We start from the raw sequence: 18,457 nt of genomic DNA on the forward strand, positions 1-18,457 counted from the left end.
CTTGCATTTGTGGCGGATCCGGCAACCTATCGACCAGCGCCTGGAGCGATTCCCGACTCCCCGGGCGTCTACCGCTTCCGCGACCCCGGCGGCCGGGTGATCTACGTGGGCAAGGCCAAGAGCCTGCGCCAGCGGCTCAATTCGTACTTCGCGGATTTCGCCGGCCTGCACCCGCGGACCCAGACGATGCTCACCACGGCGGCCGGCGTCGACTGGACGGTGGTCGGCACCGAGGTCGAGGCGCTCCAGCTCGAATACTCCTGGATCAAGGAGTTCGACCCCCGGTTCAACGTGAAGTACCGGGACGACAAGTCCTATCCGTACCTCGCGGTGACGATGGGGGAGGATTTCCCCCGCGTGCAGGTGCTGCGCGGCGCCAAGCGCAAGGGGACGCGCTACTTCGGGCCCTACTCCCACGCCTGGGCGATCAGGGAGACGGTCGACCTGCTGCTGCGCGTGTTCCCGGTGCGCACCTGCTCGGCCGGGGTGTTCAAGCGGGCCGGCCAGATCGGGCGGCCGTGCCTGCTCGGATACATCGACAAGTGCTCCGCCCCCTGCGTGGGGCGCGTCACCCCGGAGGAGCACCGCGCCCTCGCCGAGGACTTCTGCGACTTCATGTCGGGCAACACCGGCCGGTTCATCAAGCGGCTCGAGAAGGCCATGCGCGAGGCCGCCGCGGTGGAGGAGTACGAGCGGGCCGCCCGGCTGCGCGACGACATCCAGGCGCTCCAGCGGGCTCTGGAGAAGCAGACCGTCGTGCTCGGCGACGACACCGACTGCGACGTGATCGCCCTGGCCGAGGACCCGCTTGAAGCGGCCGTCCAGGTCTTCTACGTGCGCGGCGGCCGCATCCGGGGCCAGCGCGGCTGGGTGGTCGACAAGGTCGAGGAGGCCACTCCAGGCGACCTGGTGGAGCACTTCCTGCTCCAGATGTACGGCGAGGCCGCGATCCCCCGGGAGATCCTGGTCGCCGCGCTGCCGCCGGACGCGGACGCCCTGGCCGAGCTGCTGTCCGAGCAGCGGGGCGCCCGGGTCGATCTGCGCGTGCCGCAGCGCGGAGACAAGAAGAGCCTGATGGAGACCGTCGAGCGCAACGCCAAGGAGTCCCTGGCCCAGCACAAGCTCCGGCGCGCGAGCGACCTCACCACCCGCAGCCGGGCGCTGCAGGAGATCGCCGACGCGCTCGGCCTGGACCAGGCGCCGCTGCGGATCGAGTGCTACGACATCTCGCACATCCAGGGCACCGACGTGGTCGCCTCCATGGTGGTGTTCGAGGACGGCCTGGCCCGCAAGAGCGAGTACCGCCGGTTCTCCATCAAGCACGCCGAGGGCGACGTCGCCTCCATCCACGAGGTCATCTCGCGCAGGTTCAAGCGCTATCTGGAGGAGCGGTCGGCGACCGGCGAGCTGGGCGCCGAGCCCGCCCCCGAGTCGGCGGCCGGCGACGGAGCGGAGGACGAGGGCGCCGACCCCCGCACCGGCCTGCCGATCGACCCCGACACCGGGCGGCCGCGCAAGTTCGCCTACCCGCCGAACCTGGTCGTGGTCGACGGCGGCCCCGCGCAGGCGGCGGCCGCCCAGCGCGCGCTGGACGAGCTCGGCGTGGACGACGTCGCGGTCTGCGGCCTCGCCAAGCGGCTGGAGGAGGTGTGGTTGCCGGGCGACGACCAGCCGGTGATCCTCCCGAGGTCGAGCGAGGGCCTTTACCTCCTGCAGCGCGTTCGCGACGAGGCGCACCGGTTCGCCATCGCCTACCATCGTTCGAAGCGATCCAGAGCCCTCAAGGAGAGCGCGCTCGACGAGGTCCCCGGCCTCGGCCCCGCCCGCAGGCAGGCGCTTCTCCGGCACTTCGGGTCGCTGAAGCGGCTGCGCGAGGCGGGCGTGGCCGAGATCCGTGAGGTCCCCGGCATCGGTCCCGCGACGGCCGAGGCCATTGTGACCGCGCTGAGCGGCGCGCGGGACGCCGACCGAGAGAAAGCGGTGAGCGACTGATGTGCGCTGCGAGAGAGCCGGCGTTCGTGATCGTCACGGGCATGTCGGGGGCGGGCCGTAGCACCGCCGCCAAGGCCCTTGAGGATCTGGGCTGGTTCGTCATCGACAACCTGCCGCCGGGGCTGCTGTTCTCCCTGGCGGAGGAGGCGGGCCGGGTCAAGCTGGCCGCGGACAAGGTGGCGGCGGTCGTCGACGTGCGCAGCCTCGCCTTCACCTCCGACCTGAACGCGGCGATCGGCGAGCTGGACGGCCGTGGGGTCGGGTTCCGCGTGGTCTTCCTGGAGGCCAGCGACGAGGAGCTGGTGCGCCGGTTCGAGAACGTGCGCCGTCCGCACCCGTTGCAGGGCGACGGGCGGCTGGTGGACGGCATCGCGCGCGAGCGCGGCATCCTGCGCGAGGTCCGGGCCAACGCCGACCTCATAATCGACACCTCCTCGCTCAACGTCCACGAGCTGCGCAACAAGATCGTCTCCTTCTTCGGCGGCGAGGACCGGCCGGGCCTCAAGGTCAACGTGGTCTCCTTCGGCTACAAGTACGGCCTGCCGGTGGACGCCGACCTCGTGGTGGACTGCCGCTTCCTGCCGAATCCGCACTGGGTCCCCGAGCTGCGCCCGATGAGCGGCCTGGACGCCTCCGTCCGCGAGTACGTCCTCGGCCAGATCGGGGCCAAGGAGTTCCTCGACGCGTACGAGGAGGTCTTCGGGGTGGTGGCCGCCGGCTACGCGCGCGAGGGCAAGAGCTACGCGACGCTCGCCGTCGGCTGCACCGGCGGCAAGCACCGCAGCGTGGCCATGGCCGAGCAGCTCGGCGTGCGGCTGCGCGACCGCGGCATCGAGGTGCAGGTCAGCCACCGCGATGTGGGGCGCGAGTGACGGTTCAGGACGAGGGGAGCGAGGACGGCGGCTCCTCCGGCCCGAAAGTGGTCGCCCTCGGCGGAGGACACGGCCTGTACGCGTCCCTGTCGGCGCTGAGGACGGTGGCACGCGACCTCACGGCCATTGTCACGGTGGCCGACGACGGGGGCTCCAGCGGCCGTCTGAGGCGTGAGCTTGGCGTCATCCCGCCCGGCGACCTGCGCATGGCCCTCGCCGCGCTGTGCGGCGACGACGAGTGGGGCCAGACGTGGAGCCGGGTCGTCCAGCACCGCTTCCGCAGCGAGGGGGAGCTGCACGGGCACGCGGTCGGCAACCTGCTGATCGTCGCGCTGTGGGAGCTGCTCGACGATCCGGTCCAGGGGCTCGACTGGGTGGGACGCCTGCTCGGCGCCCATGGCCGGGTGCTGCCCATGGCGTCGGTCCCGCTGGACATCCAGGCCGAGGTCGAGCTGGACGGCGAGGTCACGACGGTACGCGGCCAGGTGGCGTGCGCGCTGACGCCCGGCCGGGTCCGGGCGATCTCGCTGCTCCCGCCGGACCCGCCGGCCTGCCCGCAGGCGGTGCAGGCCATCCACGATGCCGACTGGGTGGTGTTCGGGCCGGGGTCCTGGTTCACCAGCGTCCTGCCGCACCTCAAGGTCCCCGAGCTGGCCCAGGCGCTGCACGCCACGACCGCGCGGCGGCTGGTGGTCCTCAACCTGGCCCCCCAGCCGGGTGAGACGGATGGTTTCTCCCCCGAGAAGCATCTGGAGGTGCTCAGGGAGCACGCCCCGTCGCTCGCCGTCGACGCGGTGCTCGCCGACAACGGCGTGGTCGGCGATCCGCGCGAGTTGGAGAAGGCGGTGGTGTCCCTGGGAGCGCGTCTCATATTGGCCGATGTGGGCGCTTGTGACGGATCTCCCCGGCACGACGGACCACGTCTTGCCAACGTCCTGGACGAGATTTTCCGTGAGAAGCGGTGAGACCGGCCCTCTGAGGTGCGAGAGACTGGCTGCCAAAGTCTGTTTGGGGGAGGACACGCGCAGATGGCCATGACGGGTGTGGTGAAGGACGAGCTGAGCCGCCTTTCGGTGCTGAAGCCCTGCTGCCGTAAGGCCGAGGTCTCGACGCTGTTGCGGTTCGCGAGCGGCCTTCACCTGGTGGGCGGACGGATCGTGATCGAGGCAGAGCTCGACACCAACGTCACAGCCCGCCGCCTGATCAGGGACATCGGCGAGGTGTTCGGCCACAAGGCCGAGGTGCTGGTGCTGGCCCCCGCGGGGCTGCGCAAGGGCTCGCGCTACGTCGTCCGCGTCTACCGCGACGGCGAGGCGCTGGCCCGGCAGACGGGCCTGATCGACAACCACGGCCGCCCGGTCCGCGGGCTGCCCCGCCAGGTGGTCTCGGGCGCGACGTGCGACGCGGAGGCGGCCTGGCGCGGCGCCTTCCTGGCGCACGGCTCGCTGACGGAGCCCGGACGGTCGATGTCGCTGGAGGTGACCTGCCCGGGACCCGAGGCGGCGCTGGCTCTGGTCGGCTCCGCCCGGCGGCTGAAGATCCACGCCAAGGCGCGCGAGGTGCGCGGCGTGGACCGGGTCGTGGTCCGCGACGGCGACGCGATCAGCGCCCTGCTCACCCGGCTCGGCGCGCACGACAGCGTGCTGGCCTGGGAGGAGCGGCGGATGCGCCGCGAGGTCCGGGCCACGGCGAACCGGCTGGCCAACTTCGACGACGCCAACCTCCGCAGGTCGGCCAGGGCCGCCGTCGCGGCGGGCGCCCGGGTCCAGCGGGCGCTGGAGATCCTCGGCGACGACGCGCCCGAGCACCTGGTGATCGCCGGGCGGCTCCGGGTCGAGCACAAGCAGGCGTCGCTGGAGGAGCTCGGCCAGATCGCCGACCCGCCGCTGACCAAGGACGCCATCGCGGGGCGGATCAGGCGGCTGCTCGCGATGGCCGACAAGCGCGCCCAGGACCTGGGCATCGCCAACACCGAGGCCAACCTGACGGCCGAGATGCTGGCCCCCTGACCTCGGCTTCCTCCTCGCACATTCATGGCGGCCGGTTTGCGCGTGCGAACCGGCCGCTTTGCCGTGCGCACCCCTCGCTGACGCCCGCTTTGCCGGTCCCGATCAGCGGTGGGGCCGCGTTGGTCTAAACCAATTTGAGTCGGATAAGGTCTGAGACTGAGGTTTCAAAGCCAGCCCTGTCGCCGGGCAGCCGGCGCACGACGTACGAGGAGACCGATTCCGTGAGCATCCGCGTAGGCGTCAACGGCTTCGGCCGTATCGGCCGCAATTTCTGGCGCGCTGTGGCAGCCAGCGGTAAGGACATCGAGATCGTCGCGGTCAACGACCTGACCGACAATGCCACTCTTGCCCACCTGCTGAAGTACGACAGCATCCTTGGCCGCCTGCCGTACGAGGTGAAGGCCTCGGCGGACGAGATCACCGTGGACGGCAAGGCCATCAAGGCTTTCGCCGAGCGTGACCCCGCCAAGCTGCCGTGGGGCGACCTGGGCGTCGACGTGGTCGTCGAGTCGACCGGCCTGTTCACCGACGCCACCAAGGCCAAGGTGCACGCCGACAACGGCGCCAAGAAGGTCATCATCTCCGCTCCGGCGAAGAACGAGGACGTGACGATCGTCATGGGCGTCAACCACGACACCTATGACCCGGCCGCGCACACGATCATCTCCAACGCGTCGTGCACGACCAACTGCCTGGCCCCCATGGCCAAGGTCATCAACGACACCTTCGGCATCGAGAAGGGTCTGATGACCACGATCCACGCGTACACGCAGGACCAGAACCTGCAGGACGGCCCGCACAAGGACCTGCGCCGGGCCCGCGCCGCCGCGCTGAACATCGTTCCGACCTCCACCGGCGCCGCCAAGGCGATCGGCCTGGTCCTGCCCGAGCTCAAGGGCAAGCTCGACGGCTACGCGCTGCGCGTGCCGATCCCCACCGGCTCGGCCACCGACCTGACCGTCGAGGTCCGCCGCGAGACCTCGGTCGAGGAGGTCAACGCCGCGCTGAAGGCCGCCGCCGAGGGCCCGCTGAAGGGCGTCCTCAGCTACACCGAGGACGAGATCGTCTCCTCCGACATCGTCACCGACCCGGCCTCCTGCATCTTCGACGCCGGCCTCACCAAGGTGATCGGCAACCAGATCAAGGCCGTCGGCTGGTACGACAACGAGTGGGGCTACTCCAACCGCCTCGCCGACCTCATCGAGTACGTGGGCGCCTCTCTCTGATGCGGACCATCGACTCGCTCGACGTGAAGGGTCGGCGCGTGCTCGTGCGCGCCGACCTCAACGTCCCTCTCGACGGGGAGACGATCACCGATGACGGGCGGATCCGCGCGTCGGTGCCGACGATCAGGAAGCTGCTCGACAGCGGCGCCAAGGTGATCGTCTGCGCCCACCTCGGCCGCCCCAAGGGATCGCCCACCCCGAAGTACTCCCTCGCGCCGGTCGCGCGCCGGCTGTCGGAGCTGCTCGGTGAGCACGTCGCGTTCGCCACGGACGTGGTCGGCGAGTCCGCGCAGGCCACCGTGGCCGCGCTGCAGGACGGCCAGGTGGCGCTCCTGGAGAACCTGCGCTTCGAGCCGGGTGAGGAGTCCAAGGACGACGAGGTCCGCGGCGCGTTCGCCGACCGGCTGGCCGCCCTGGCCGAGCTGTACGTCGGCGACGGCTTCGGCGCCGTCCACCGCAAGCACGCCAGCGTCTACGACGTGCCCAGGCGGCTGCCGCACGCGGCCGGCGGCCTGATCGTGGCCGAGGTCGAGGTGCTCAGGCGCCTCACCGAGGACCCGGCCCGTCCGTACGTGGTGGTGCTCGGCGGCGCGAAGGTCTCCGACAAGCTGGGCGTCATCGCCAACCTGCTGTCCAAGGTCGACCGGCTGCTGATCGGCGGCGGCATGGCCTACACCTTCCTCGCGGCGCAGGGCCACGAGGTCGGCGGCTCGCTGCTGCAGGAGGACCAGCTCGACCAGGTGCGCGGCTTCCTGGCGGAGGCGAAGGAGCGCGGCGTCGATCTGGTGCTCCCGGTGGACGTGCTGGCGGCGACGGAGTTCGCGCCGGACGCGCCGCACGAGGCGGTGGACGCGACCGCGATCCCGGCCGACCGGCAGGGGCTCGACATCGGCCCGCGTACCCGCGAGCTGTTCGCCTCCAAGCTGGCCGACGCGCGGACCGTCTTCTGGAACGGCCCGATGGGCGTGTTCGAGTTCGACGCGTTCGCGGGCGGCACCCGGGCCGTGGCCGAGGCGCTGATCGCCTCCGACGCGTTCACCGTGGTCGGCGGCGGCGACTCCGCGGCGGCCGTGCGCCGCCTGGGCCTGCCGGAGGACGGCTTCTCGCACATTTCCACCGGTGGCGGGGCGAGCCTCGAATACCTCGAGGGCAAGACCCTGCCCGGACTCGCAGCTCTGGAGGACTCGTGAGCCGCAAGCCGCTCATCGCCGGCAACTGGAAGATGAACCTCAACCACCTCGAGGCCATCAACCTGGTGCAGAAGCTGGCGTTCTCCCTCACCGCCAAGGACTTCGACGCCGTCGACGTCGCGGTCCTCCCGCCGTTCACCGACCTGCGCAGCGTGCAGACCCTGGTGGACGGGGACAAGCTCCAGATCACGTACGGCGGGCAGGACCTGTCCCAGCACGACGCGGGGGCCTACACCGGGGAGATCTCCGGCGCGATGCTGGCCAAGCTCGGCTGCACCTACGTGCTGGTGGGTCACTCGGAGCGGCGGCAGTACCACGGCGAGGACGAGGCCGTGTGCAACGCCAAGGTGAAGGCGGCCTACCGGCACGGGATCACGCCGATCCTCTGCGTCGGCGAGGGCCTGCCGGTCCGCCAGGCCGGCGAGCAGGTGCCGCACACCCTGGCCCAGCTCGACGGCGCCCTCGACGGGATCTCCGCCGAGCAGGCGAAGTCCCTGGTCGTGGCGTACGAGCCGGTCTGGGCGATCGGGACCGGCGAGGTCGCCACCCCGGAGGACGCGCAGGAGGTCTGCGGGGCGATCCGGACGCGACTCGCCGAGCTTTACGACGGCGAGGTGGCCGCGGCCGTCCGTATCCTTTACGGAGGATCGGTCAAGTCCGACAACATCGCCGGGATCATGGCACAGCCCGACGTGGACGGCGCCCTCGTCGGAGGGGCCAGCCTCGACCCGGGTGGGTTCGTGAAGATTTCCCGCTTTGGCGAGATGTCGGCGGGCTGAGCCGTTCGGAGGGTGCGACTTGACAACAAGTCGTACCCTCATAGGGCAAGATTGAATCGTCACACCGCTGGTGTCGCGCACCTGCGCGAGTCATAGGAACAGGTCAACGGTGATTATCGGAATCTCCATCGCCCTCATTCTGTCGAGCGCCCTGATGGTGCTGCTCGTGTTGCTGCACAAGGGCAAGGGTGGTGGTCTCACGGACATGTTCGGCGGCGGGTTCTCGTCGTCGTTCGGCGGGTCGGCGGTGGTCGAGCGCAACCTCGACCGCCTCACGATCATCACAGGCGTGGTGTGGTTCGTCTGCATCATCGCGCTGGGCCTGCTGCTCAAGCCGTAACGGCCGTAACGCCAAAAACGGTCAGGCTGTAAAAAATCGGGCAGAAATGGCTCATCTGCGGCGACACGTGACATAGATTCATCTTTCCCCCGTGTCCCGCGGGGCGTGAGAGCGAGGAGTTCATTCGTGGGTAGTGGCAACGCGATCCGTGGCAGCCGAGTCGGTGCGGGCCCCATGGGGGAGGCCGAACGCGGCGAGGCGGCCCCCCGAGTGCGGGTCTCGTTCTGGTGCGCGAACATGCACGAGACGCGTCCCAGCTTCGCCAGCGACGCGGCCATCCCTGAGCACTGGGACTGCCCCCGGTGCGGGCTGCCGGCCGGTCAGGACGAGGCGAACCCGCCCGCTCCGCCGCGAAACGAGCCGTACAAGACGCATCTCGCGTACGTGAAGGAGCGGCGCAGCGACAAGGACGGCGCGCAGATCCTGGCCGAGGCCCTGGAGCGGCTGCGGTCCTCGTCGCGTCCGATCTACTAGCCGCATCGCACCCAGGCCCGTCTCACGGTATCGCGCGAGGCCCCCGTTCCCCTGTGGAACGGGGGCCTCGTCGTGTCCGGGCTGAGCCGTACGAGCGGGCGAACCGGGAACCGCCGTCAGCGGGCCGTGTTGTCCGCGACGCACTCCCCGTCGACGAAGGTCATCCGCACGCCGGTCGTCCAGATGTCCGTGGGGTCGAGGGCGAAGGGATCGCGGTCGAGCACGACCAGGTCGGCGGGACGGCCCTCCTCGATCACCCCGGCGGGCGAGCGGTTCAGCCAGGCCGACCCGGCGGTGTACGCCGTCAGCGCGGTGCGCAGGTCGATGCTCTGGCCGGGAAGGAACGGGGTCTGCGCGGTCGGGTAGGACGCGTGGACCGAACTGCCGGGTTCGGTCCGGTTGACCGCCACGTGGACCGCCTGCAGCGGGTCGGCGGATGTGACCGGCCAGTCCGATCCGGCCGCCAGCCGGGTGCCGTGCCGTACGAGATCGGCGAAGGGGTACTGCCAGGCCGAGCGCTCCTCGCCCAGGTAGGGGATGCACAGCTCGTCCATCTGGGCGTGGTGCGTGGCCCACAGCGTCTGGAGGTTCGCGGTGACGCCGAGGGCGGCGAAGCGCGGCACGTCCTGGGGCGTGACGATCTGCAGGTGGGCGATGTGGTGCCGGTTCTGCGGGGACGTGCCGGTGAGCGCGTCCAGCGCCTCCCGCACGGCGCGCTCCCCGATGGCGTGGAAGTGCACCTGGAACCCGTGGGCGTCGAGCTCCTTGACGTACCCCTTGAGGAGCTCCGGGTCCACGTACGACAGGCCGGTGCCGCCGCAGCGGCAGTAGGGCTCGATGACGGCGGCGGTGAAGTTCTCCGCGATGCCGTCCTGCATGATCTTCACTGAGGTGGCGCGGAAGCGGTCGAGGCCCTCGGCGCGGGCGCGCCGCTCCAGCAGCTCGGGGATCTGCTCGGCCCCGCGGGCGCGGTCCCACCACAGGGCGCCCACCACGCGGGCCTTGAGACGGCCGCTGGAGGCCGCGGAGAGGTACGCGGGAAGCTGGTCGTCCGAGCCCGCGTAGGAGCCCACGATGGCGTCCTGCCACCCGGTGACGCCGAGGGTGAACAGGTACTGCTGCGCCTCCAGCAGGGCCGCCTCGACGTCGGCGGCGGTCGGGCGCGGCGTGAGCAGGCCGACGAGGTCCATCGCCCCCTCGTGCAGGACGCCGCTCGGGGTGCCGTCGGGGTCGCGCTCGATCCGCCCGTCGGCCGGGTCGGGCGTGTCCTTGGTGATCCCGGCCAGTTCGAGGGCGCGCGTGTTGACCCACGCCGCGTGGTGGTCGCGCTGGATCAGGTACGCGGGCCGGTCGAGGAAGTCGAGCTGGGTGCGGTGGGGGAGCCCGCCGGGGAAGGCCGCCATGTCCCAGCCGCCGCCGCTGATCCACGTCTTCTCGGGGTGCGCGGCGGCGAACGACGCGATCCGCGCCAGATATTCGTCGAGGCCGTAGATCTCGGCCAGGTCGCAGGCGGCCCGCTCCAGTCCCGCCTGCACGGGGTGGATGTGGGCGTCGACGAAGCCCGGCGTCAGCAGCCCGCCGCGCAGGTCCACCGGCTCGGCGCCGGGCGAGAGCCGTACGAGGTCGGACTCGGCGCCGACGGCGGCGATGACGCCGTCGCGCACGAGCACCGCCTCGGCGAATCCGCCGGGGGTGAGGACCCGGCCGCCGCGGAACAGGATGGAGGAGCTCACGATCGCCCTCTTTCTTCATGTGCTCATGGGTCGTTCCACGTCATCCGCGCCGACGTGGTGGCGAAACGGTATCCGCGCGCCCGGAGTGCCCGGACGCGCGGGAGAGGTCAGTGACCGGTGATCATGTCGGCGACGCGGGCCAGCACGGAGGTCGTGCGCATGCCCCCGGCCTCGCGGGCGTCGGCGACGCGGTACAGGCGGTACATCGAGTGGACCCCGAGCCAGCGCAGCGGCTCCGGCTCCCAGGCGCGGACGCGGCGGCCCACCCAGGGCAGGCCGGTGAGCGGCGTCTCCCGCCCGAGCACCAGGTCGCGCAGCGTCCGCCCGGCCAGGTTGGTCGTGGTCACGCCGTGCCCGGTGTATCCGCCCGCCCAGCCGAGCCCCGTCGCGCGGTCCAGGCCCACGGTCGCGCACCAGTCGCGCGGCACGCCGAGGACGCCCGACCATGCGTGCGCCACCCGGGAGGACGCCACGGCGGGGAAGAACGACGTCAGCAGGCCCCACAGCGCGTCCACGGTCCAGTCGTGGGTGTGGCCGCGGTCGTCCACGCGCGAGCCGTACAGGTAGGGGCGGCCGCGCCCGCCGAACGCGATGCGGTCGTCCGCGGTGCGCTGCGCGTACATGTAGTAGTGCGCCATGTCCCCGAGCAGTTCGCGGCCCTCCCAGCCGATCGTCTCCCACACCTCGGGCGGCAGCGGCTCGGTGACGATCAGCGAGCTGTTCATGGGGAGCCAGTCGCGGTGGTGGCCCGGGATCGTGGCGGTGAACCCCTCCGTGCAGCGCAGCACGTGCGCGGCCCGCACGGCGCCGTACGGCGTGACCGCGCGGCCCGGCTCGATCTCCGTCACGGGCGTGCCCTCGAAGAGGTCCACGCCCAGGGCGCGTACGGCGTCCGCGAGCCCTCGGGCGAGCTTGGCGGGCTGGACCCGGGCGCAGTGCGGGCTCCAGGTGGCGGCGACCGCTCCCGACACGCGCAGCCGCTCGTCCCTCTCGGCGGGCGTGAGCAGGCGGACGTCCTCCTCGGTCCAGCCCCACTCACGCTGCCCGGCGATCTCGGCGCGCAGCCGGGCCTCCTGAGCCGGGCCCCGCGCGACGTTGAACAGCCCTCCCTTGACGATGTCCGCGTCGATGCCCTCGGCGGCGCAGACCGCGATGACCTCGTCGATCGCGGCGAACATCTCCCGCTGCAACCGCTGGGTGGCCTCCCGTCCGTGGGTCTTGGCGTACCGCTCCGGCGAGCCCGCGAGCGCCCCCGTCAGCCAGCCGCCGTTGCGTCCGGACGCGCCGAACCCGGCGAACTCCTTCTCCAGGACCGCCACCCGCAGGGAGGGGTCGGCCTTCTTCAGGTAGTAGGCGGTCCACAGGCCGGTGTAGCCCCCGCCGACGATCGCGACGTCCACCTCCCTGTCGCCGTCGAGCCGGCCGCCGGGGGCGGGGATACCCAGGGATCGATACCAGAAGGACACATCGCCGTTGACGAAATCTGGGGACAGCGGAGCGTTCATGAGGCATATCCTGCTATATCCGTACCAGCTGGAGAACCTCGCTGCGGAAGTCGTTGCGAAACGTCGGCTGGCGTGCCGATAACGTCGCCCATGACAGGATTTTCCAGGGTGAAACGGTCGGCACACCTTCGTGTAGCAATCGCGTAACAGATCTACGACAGGATTGCCTCAACACGGAGGGAGCGGTATCGATGGGGTTCTTGCGGATCAGGACGACGGTGGACGAGCGGCCCGGGCGGCTGGCCTCGCTGGCGACGGCGTTGGCCGACAAGGGCGGGAACATCCTCGGCCTGTCCGTCCAGCCGGACACGGACGGCACGGTGGACGAGTTCGTCGCCGAGATCCCCGCCTCCGCCGAGACCGTGCGCGCCGCCCTGGAGTCCGCCGGCGGGCGCCGCGTCCAGGTCGTCTCCGCGACCGCCCACGACCTCACCGACGAGCCCACCCGCGCGCTGCTGCTCGCCGCCCGCCTGCGCTCCACGCCCTGGCGGCTCCCGGAGATCCTGCGCGAGCTGATGCGGGCCGACGACGCCCGCTGGGTCTACGGTGGCGACCTCTCCGACCTGCCCGACCCGACCCTGCTCACGGTGCCCGTGGCGCCGAAGCGCGCGATCCGGCTGCGCCGGGCGGGGCTGCCGTTCACCCTCACGGAGGCGGCCCGCGCCGCCGCGCTCGTACGGCTCGCGCAGCCGCCCGCCGAGGCGCAGAGGTCCGAGCGGCCGGTACGGCTCGGCGACGGCACCGAAGTCGTGATCAGGCCGCTGACCTCGCTCTACCGCGAGGCGGTCCGGGACCTGCACGAGCGCTGCTCGCCCGAGTCCCGCAGGTTCCGCTACTTCACGTCCATGCCGACGCTGCCGCCCCGGATGTTTGAACGGCTCTGCGACCGCGACCGCGGCCACTCCCTCGTGGCCGGGCACGACGGCCAGGTGGTCGCCATGGCCAACCTGCAGTTCGGCGCGGAGCCCGGAACCGCCGAGATGGCCCTGCTGGTGGAGGACCGCTGGCAGGGACGCGGCCTCGGCGCGATCCTCGCCCGGATGCTTCTGGAGGCGGCGCGCGACCTCGGCCTCGCGGAGGTCAGGGCCTCGTTCCTGTCCGACAACGCCCGCATGCGGGCGCTCCTGCTCTCCCTCGGCGCCACGCTCACCTACACCGAGGACCCCGGTGTGGTCGAGGCGCGGATGCCCGTGGGCGTGGCGACGACAAGCTCCCCGAGCTGAACCCGGTCACAGGGATCATCCCGGCGTGCGGCGGCTCAGGAGGTCGCTACCGCCGCCGGCGCTGGCCGAGGGCGTAGGCGACGTTGACCGCGACGATGCCGGTCCACACGATCACCAGCCCCGGTATGCCGGCGGAGAACGTGGCCGCGCCGGTGAGCGGGATGGAGATGCCGAGCGAGCCGAGGGCAAGACCGAGGTGGCGCTTGCGGTCCTGCTGCTCCGCCCACGTGGAGTGGCGCGGGTCGGGGAGCCGGCTGTCGGCTTCCGCCTTGACACGTTGCGCGATGGTGGCCTCGATGCGGTCGAGGAAGGCCTCCGTCAGCGCGGATTCGTATTCGGGACCGAGCTCGCGGCGGGCCTCGACGGTCGCGCGCAGCTCGTCGCGGGGCAGGGGGGCGTCCGGCATAGGTCCAATCTGCCAGATTTCCCGCGATCACGCGCCTACCGGCGGCCGAGATCGCGGGTAGAGATCGAGGGTGGACCTCAACGCGGCCGCCGACCGGCTGTACGGCCTGCCACCGAACGAGTTCACCGCCGCGCGCGACGCGCTGGCCAAGGAGATCAAAGCCGCGGGAAACGCCGACCTGGCCCGTGAGGTCGGGAACCTGCGCCGCCCCACCGTCGCGGCCTGGGCGGTGAACCAGGCGGTGCGGCGCCATCCCGAGGAGATCGGCGAGCTGCTCGACCTCGGGGAGCGGCTGCGGACGGCCTGGCACGAGCAGGACGCGGAGGCGCTCTCGGAGTTGACCGGCCGGCGTTCCGAGCTGACCGGGCGGCTCTCCCGCCTCATCGCCGAAGACGCCGAGGCCGGGGGGCGCCGCCCGGCCGCCCTTCCCGAGGTCGAACAGACGCTCGACGCCGCCATCGTGGACGCGGACGCCGCCGAGCGGGTGCGCCAGGGACGCCTGACAGCCCCTCTGAGCTACAGCGGCTTCGTCCCCGCCCCGATTGCCCCGCACGGCCCGTACGGGCGCGCCAGGACGCCCTGAGAGGCCGCGCGCACGCGAGCGCGTACGACGCGAGCCGGAGCGGGAAGCCGCGGAGGGCCGGGCGGGGGAGCGGCGAGAGCGGGAACGGCAGGCCCGGGAGCGCCGGGCCGAGGCGCTGCGGCGCGCCGCCGAGGAGGCCGACCGGGCCGCCGCGGAGGCGGAGGCGCGCCACGCCGAGTGGACCGCCGAGAGGGAGGCGGCGGCTGGTGAGCGCGACCGGCGCGCCGCCGAGGTGGCCGCCCTGGAGGACCGGCTCGCCGCGGCCAGGGAACGCCTGGAAGACGCCGAGCAGCGGCTGCGCGTGGCCGAGCGGGACGAGGCGACGGCCGCGCGGGCCGCCGCGACCGCCCGTGAGAAGGCCACCCACGCCCGCGCCACCCTGCCCTGATTGCCTCGCTGCGCTCGGCGGGCTCGGGGCGCCCCAAGTCGGCTCGTGCCCTCCTCACTCGGGACTCGTTCCTCGCCCGCTCGCTCGTCGGCTACTTCCCCGCCGCGCCCCTCGCAGGCCCGCGAGCGAAGCGAGCGCCATATCGCGCCGGGTCAGGGGGAGGCGATGCGGCCGAGGCCGGGCGGGATCTTGCCGGCCGCGGCGCGGTCGAGCAGGAACAGGGTCCGGCGGCTGCCGCGGGCCCCGGCGGCCGGGACCTGGATCGGGCCCGCCCCCGACAGCGCGAGGTGGACGGCCTGCGCCTTCTCCGCGCCCGCGGCGACGATCCACACCTCGCGCGCGGTCCTGATCGCCGGGAAGGTGAGCGACAGGCGGGTGGGCGGCGGCTTCGGCGAACCGTGCACCGCGACGACCGAGCGCTCCTCCTCGTAGAGGGCGGGCTGCCCGGGGAACAGCGACGCGACGTGGCTGTCCGGGCCCATGCCGAGCAGCAGCACGTCGAACGACGGAACCGGGCCGTGGTCCTCCGGACGGGATGCCTTCTCCAGCTCGGCCGCGTAGACCTCGGCCGCCTCCTCGGCGGTCAGTCCGGAGTCCGCCGCCGGCATGGCGTGGACACGCGCCGGATCCAGGTCCACGTGGTCGAGCAGCGCCGCGCGGGCGCCGGTCTCGTTGCGCTCGGGGTCGCCCGCGGGCAGGAAACGCTCGTCGCCCCACCACACGTCGAGGGCGCGCCAGTCGATGGCGTCGCGCGCCTTCGACCCGGCGAGCGCCGCGAGCGTCGCGATGCCGACGGTGCCGCCGGTCAGCACGAGATGGGCCGACCCGCGGGCCGCCTGGGTGTCGGCCAGGCGGGTGATCAGGCGGGCCGCCACGGCCTGGGCGAGCACCTCCGCGTCGCGGTGGACGATGACGTTGGGGACACTCACGGCTGTTCCTTCTCCATCGGGCTGAGTCGCCTCTGACAAATAACGCCCTGCCGCACGCGGCCCAGACGGCGCCTCGCCGCGTGGCCGCCGCGGCACGGAAAGTCGGCCGGAGGCTCCGCTCCGGCCTTCCCCTCCGCCTTGTGAGGCGTCCGTCTGGCCTGATCCTCGCTGCGGCGAAGATCCAAGAAACACTCCCGAGGTCGTGTCCGGCGAATCCCGCCGCGCTGCGCGCGGTCGGTGTCCGCCGGACGCTCCCTCGGGCACTCCATCGGCACGATCAGGCCGAACGGGCTCAGGAGGCCGGGGACTTCGCCAGCCACTGGATCGCCGATCCGTACACGTCGTCCGAGTCCAGACGGCGCAGCTCCTCGGCGAGCAGCTCGGCGGTCGGCCGGCGGGCCAGGGCGACGCGCCGGTTCGGCTGTTCCGGCCGGGACAGGGTCGCGAGCCGAGCGTCCGTCCTGGAGATCACCAGTTCGCCGCCCTCGGCGAGCGTGAGCCGCACCTCGGTGATGCCCGGCCCCTCGCTCTCCTCCGCCTCCACCGAGGCGTTGAGCCGTTCGGAGAGCCAGGCCGCGAGCAGCGGCACGCTGGGGTTGCCCGCCGCGCCGCGCACCACGCCGGACCGCACCCGCCCGGTAGGCCGGTCGAACGCGGCCGCCAGGAGGCTGCGCCACGACGTGAGCCGCGTCCAGGCGAGGTCGGTGTCGCCCGGGACGTAGCCCTTGTGGCGGCCCGCGATGGCGGCCAGGGAGTCGGCCACCGCCCGGGCGTCGGTGATCCGCCGGGTGGCGAGCCGGCCCACGGCGTCCTGCGACGGCACCGGAGGCGCGTCGCCGGGCCACCAGGCCACCACCGGCGTGTCGGTCAGCAGCAGCGGGCTGATCACCGAGTCGGCGTGCTCGGTGAGCCGGCCGTACAGGCGGAGCAGGACGACCTCGCCCGGGGACGACTCGCCCATCCGCACCTCGGCGTCGAGCCGGTCGGGCTCGTACGGGTCGCGCTTGATGACCGTCAGCACCCGGGAGGGGTGCTCGCGCGCGGCCTCGGTGGCCGCGCGCACCGCGTCGTACTGGCCGGCCTCGTCGCTCACCACGACGAGGGTGAGCACCATGCCCACCGCGGGCGCGCCCATCTGGTGGCGCAACTGGGTGAGCGTCGACGAGATCTTCGAGGCCGTCGTGTCGGTCAGGTTGAAGGTGGTCACGGCGCCTTCCGTTCACTCACAGCCGTCGCCACACACGCCCGTCGCGGGTGATCATGGCGTCGGCGGACGGCGGGCCCCACGTGCCCGCGGGATAGCCCTCGGGACGGCCGGAGGCCGCCCAGTGCTCCTCGATCGGGTCGAGGATCTTCCACGACAGCTCGACCTCGGCCTGGTGCGGGAACAGGGGCGGGTCCCCGATGAGGACGTCGAGCAGCAGCCGCTCGTACGCCTCGGGGGAGGACTCCATGAACGACTCGCCGTAGGCGAAGTCCATGCTGACGTCCCTGACCTCCATGGCGGTGCCCGGCACCTTCGAGCCGAAGCGCACGGTGATCCCCTCGTCCGGCTGGACGCGGATGACCAGGGCGTTCTGCCCGAGTATCTCGGTGTCGGTCGAGCTGAACGGCAGGTGCGGCGCCCGCTGGAACACCACGGCCACCTCGGTGACCCTGCGGCCGAGCCGCTTGCCGGTGCGCAGGTAGAAGGGGACGCCCGCCCAGCGGCGGTTGGCCACCTCCAGCCTGACGGCGGCGTAGGTGTCGGTGATGGAGTCCGGCGAGATGCCCTCCTCCTCCAGGTAGCCGACCACCGGCTCGCCGCCCTGCCAGCCCGCGGTGTACTGCCCGCGCGCGGTGCCGAGCGACAGGTCGGCCGGCAGCCGGACCGAGCGGAGCACCTTCTCCTTCTCGCGCCGCAGTGAGTCGGCGTCGAAGGACGTGGGGTCCTCCATCGCGACCAGGGCGAGTAGCTGCAGGAGGTGGTTCTGGATCACGTCGCGGGCGGCGCCGATGCCGTCGTAGTAGCCGGCGCGGCCGCCGATTCCGATGTCCTCGGCCATCGTGATCTGGACGTGGTCCACGTAGCCGCGGTTCCAGATCGGCTCGTACAGCGTGTTCGCGAAGCGCAGGGCCAGGATGTTCTGGACGGTCTCCTTGCCCAGGTAGTGGTCGATGCGGAAGACCGACTTCTCCGGGAACACCGCGCTGGTGATGGCGTTGAGCTCGCGGGCGGTCTTGAGATCGCGGCCGAACGGCTTCTCGATCACCACCCGGCGCCAGGCGCCCTCGGGGGCGTTGGCCAGGTTGGTCCGCTTGAGCTGCTCCACGACCACCGGGAAGAACTTCGGCGGGACCGACAGGTAGAACGCGTAGTTCCCGCCGGTGCCGCGCGTCTCGTCGATCTCCTTGAGCATCATCGCGAGCACGTCGAAGGCGCCGTCGTCGCTGAACTCGCCAGGGCAGAAGTGGATGCCTTCGGCGATCTGCCGCCAGACCTCCTCGCGGAACGGCGTCCGCGCGTGCTCCTTCACCGACTCGTACGTCACCTGGGCGAAGTCCTCGTGCGCCCAGTCGCGGCGGGCGAAGCCGACCAGGGAGAACCCCGGCGGCAGCAGGCCGCGGTTGCCCAGGTCGTAGATCGCCGGGAGGAGCTTCTTCTTCGCGAGGTCGCCGGTCACGCCGAACAGGACGAGCACGCAGGGGCCGGCCACGCGGGGCAGCCGCTTGTCGCGCGGGTCCCGCAGCGGGTTCGCCGGGCCCTCCTCGTCGGTGGCCAGGCCGAGGGCGGCCGCCAGATCGCGCTCCTCCGATGTCTCGGACATC

At 72.0% G+C, this 18,457-nt stretch carries 18 protein-coding genes; 12 read left to right on the plus strand and 6 right to left on the minus strand.

Features of this window, described 5'->3' with window-relative positions:
- The first annotated feature begins 9 nt into the window (after positions 1-9).
- The 9 genes from uvrC (at position 10) to AWQ68_RS07515 (ending at position 8,882) form a co-directional block, all read left to right on the plus strand.
- Positions 10-1,992 carry an excinuclease ABC subunit UvrC gene (uvrC, locus tag AWQ68_RS07475; protein WP_066936803.1) on the plus strand — a complete coding sequence of 661 codons (1,983 nt, stop codon included), beginning with the start codon at positions 10-12 and terminating at the stop codon, positions 1,990-1,992.
- Positions 1,992-2,864 (plus strand): RNase adapter RapZ, encoded by an 873-nt coding sequence (gene rapZ, locus AWQ68_RS07480; RefSeq protein WP_066936806.1) that lies wholly within the window; start codon positions 1,992-1,994, stop codon positions 2,862-2,864. The genes uvrC and rapZ overlap by 1 nt, the downstream gene beginning before the upstream one ends.
- Positions 2,861-3,829 carry a gluconeogenesis factor YvcK family protein gene (locus tag AWQ68_RS07485; RefSeq protein ID WP_373281507.1) on the plus strand — a complete coding sequence of 323 codons (969 nt, stop codon included), beginning with the start codon at positions 2,861-2,863 and terminating at the stop codon, positions 3,827-3,829. The genes rapZ and AWQ68_RS07485 overlap by 4 nt, the downstream gene beginning before the upstream one ends.
- A 63-nt stretch (positions 3,830-3,892) precedes the next feature.
- Positions 3,893-4,873, plus strand: coding sequence for a DNA-binding protein WhiA (gene whiA, locus AWQ68_RS07490; RefSeq protein WP_066936809.1), 981 nt, complete (start codon positions 3,893-3,895; stop codon positions 4,871-4,873).
- Positions 4,874-5,094: 221 nt separating this feature from the next.
- Positions 5,095-6,099 (plus strand): type I glyceraldehyde-3-phosphate dehydrogenase, encoded by a 1,005-nt coding sequence (gene gap, locus AWQ68_RS07495; protein ID WP_066936811.1) that lies wholly within the window; start codon positions 5,095-5,097, stop codon positions 6,097-6,099.
- On the plus strand, positions 6,099-7,289 hold the full coding sequence (locus tag AWQ68_RS07500; RefSeq protein WP_066936816.1) for a phosphoglycerate kinase: 1,191 nt from the start codon (positions 6,099-6,101) through the stop codon (positions 7,287-7,289). The genes gap and AWQ68_RS07500 overlap by 1 nt, the downstream gene beginning before the upstream one ends.
- Positions 7,286-8,068: a triose-phosphate isomerase gene (tpiA, locus tag AWQ68_RS07505; protein WP_084463750.1), complete on the plus strand. Its 783-nt coding sequence runs from the start codon at positions 7,286-7,288 to the stop codon at positions 8,066-8,068. Before AWQ68_RS07500 ends, tpiA begins: the two co-directional genes overlap by 4 nt.
- A 109-nt stretch (positions 8,069-8,177) precedes the next feature.
- Positions 8,178-8,408: a preprotein translocase subunit SecG gene (gene secG, locus AWQ68_RS07510; RefSeq protein WP_061255550.1), complete on the plus strand. Its 231-nt coding sequence runs from the start codon at positions 8,178-8,180 to the stop codon at positions 8,406-8,408.
- A 126-nt stretch (positions 8,409-8,534) separates the two neighbouring features.
- Positions 8,535-8,882 (plus strand): RNA polymerase-binding protein RbpA, encoded by a 348-nt coding sequence (locus tag AWQ68_RS07515; RefSeq protein ID WP_082776862.1) that lies wholly within the window; start codon positions 8,535-8,537, stop codon positions 8,880-8,882.
- Positions 8,883-8,998: 116 nt separating this feature from the next.
- Here AWQ68_RS07515 and AWQ68_RS07520 read toward each other — a convergent pair whose 3' ends face one another.
- Entirely contained in the window at positions 8,999-10,615 is a 1,617-nt protein-coding gene (locus AWQ68_RS07520) for an amidohydrolase (RefSeq protein ID WP_066936820.1), read from the minus strand.
- A 107-nt stretch (positions 10,616-10,722) separates the two neighbouring features.
- The gene (locus tag AWQ68_RS07525; protein WP_066936824.1) at positions 10,723-12,120 is read right to left on the minus strand and encodes an NAD(P)/FAD-dependent oxidoreductase; all 1,398 of its coding nucleotides are present in this window, start codon (positions 12,118-12,120) and stop codon (positions 10,723-10,725) included.
- 191 nt (positions 12,121-12,311) lie between these two features.
- On the opposite strand from AWQ68_RS07525, the gene AWQ68_RS07530 reads away from it, so the two are divergent.
- Positions 12,312-13,343, plus strand: coding sequence for a GNAT family N-acetyltransferase (locus AWQ68_RS07530; protein ID WP_066936827.1), 1,032 nt, complete (start codon positions 12,312-12,314; stop codon positions 13,341-13,343).
- Between the two features lie 46 nt (positions 13,344-13,389).
- On the opposite strand, the gene AWQ68_RS07535 is transcribed toward AWQ68_RS07530, so the two are convergent.
- On the minus strand, positions 13,390-13,749 hold the full coding sequence (locus tag AWQ68_RS07535; RefSeq protein WP_066936830.1) for a hypothetical protein: 360 nt from the start codon (positions 13,747-13,749) through the stop codon (positions 13,390-13,392).
- A 70-nt stretch (positions 13,750-13,819) separates the two neighbouring features.
- On the opposite strand from AWQ68_RS07535, the gene AWQ68_RS07540 reads away from it, so the two are divergent.
- Entirely contained in the window at positions 13,820-14,332 is a 513-nt protein-coding gene (locus AWQ68_RS07540; protein WP_066936834.1) for a hypothetical protein, read from the plus strand.
- Positions 14,292-14,720 carry a hypothetical protein gene (locus tag AWQ68_RS45645; RefSeq protein WP_066936837.1) on the plus strand — a complete coding sequence of 143 codons (429 nt, stop codon included), beginning with the start codon at positions 14,292-14,294 and terminating at the stop codon, positions 14,718-14,720. The genes AWQ68_RS07540 and AWQ68_RS45645 overlap by 41 nt, the downstream gene beginning before the upstream one ends.
- Before the next feature lie 152 nt (positions 14,721-14,872).
- On the opposite strand, the gene pgl is transcribed toward AWQ68_RS45645, so the two are convergent.
- From pgl to zwf, 3 genes are all read right to left on the minus strand, one after another.
- The gene (gene pgl, locus AWQ68_RS07550; RefSeq protein ID WP_066936839.1) at positions 14,873-15,649 is read right to left on the minus strand and encodes a 6-phosphogluconolactonase; all 777 of its coding nucleotides are present in this window, start codon (positions 15,647-15,649) and stop codon (positions 14,873-14,875) included.
- Positions 15,650-15,941: 292 nt separating this feature from the next.
- The gene (locus AWQ68_RS07560; protein ID WP_066936845.1) at positions 15,942-16,856 is read right to left on the minus strand and encodes a glucose-6-phosphate dehydrogenase assembly protein OpcA; all 915 of its coding nucleotides are present in this window, start codon (positions 16,854-16,856) and stop codon (positions 15,942-15,944) included.
- 16 nt (positions 16,857-16,872) lie between these two features.
- Positions 16,873-18,456 (minus strand): glucose-6-phosphate dehydrogenase, encoded by a 1,584-nt coding sequence (gene zwf / locus AWQ68_RS07565; RefSeq protein WP_084463794.1) that lies wholly within the window; start codon positions 18,454-18,456, stop codon positions 16,873-16,875.
- Position 18,457 lies beyond the last annotated feature (1 nt).

Origin of the sequence: Microtetraspora fusca (assembly GCF_001570365.1) — a bacterium.
Classification (GTDB): Bacteria; Actinomycetota; Actinomycetes; order Streptosporangiales; family Streptosporangiaceae; genus Microtetraspora; species Microtetraspora fusca.

Bases quoted from the DNA above. Each gene is read 5' to 3' on its own strand.
- AWQ68_RS07535 (WP_066936830.1), bottom strand. From the start codon at position 13,749: ATGCCGGACGCCCCCCTGCCCCGCGACGAGCTGCGCGCGACCGTCGAG.
- AWQ68_RS07525 (WP_066936824.1), bottom strand. From the start codon at position 12,120: ATGAACGCTCCGCTGTCCCCAGATTTCGTCAACGGCGATGTGTCCTTC.
- AWQ68_RS07530 (WP_066936827.1), top strand. From the start codon at position 12,312: ATGGGGTTCTTGCGGATCAGGACGACGGTGGACGAGCGGCCCGGGCGG.
- AWQ68_RS07500 (WP_066936816.1), top strand. From the start codon at position 6,099: ATGCGGACCATCGACTCGCTCGACGTGAAGGGTCGGCGCGTGCTCGTG.
- zwf (WP_084463794.1), bottom strand. From the start codon at position 18,456: ATGTCCGAGACATCGGAGGAGCGCGATCTGGCGGCCGCCCTCGGCCTG.
- rapZ (WP_066936806.1), top strand. From the start codon at position 1,992: ATGTGCGCTGCGAGAGAGCCGGCGTTCGTGATCGTCACGGGCATGTCG.
- whiA (WP_066936809.1), top strand. From the start codon at position 3,893: ATGGCCATGACGGGTGTGGTGAAGGACGAGCTGAGCCGCCTTTCGGTG.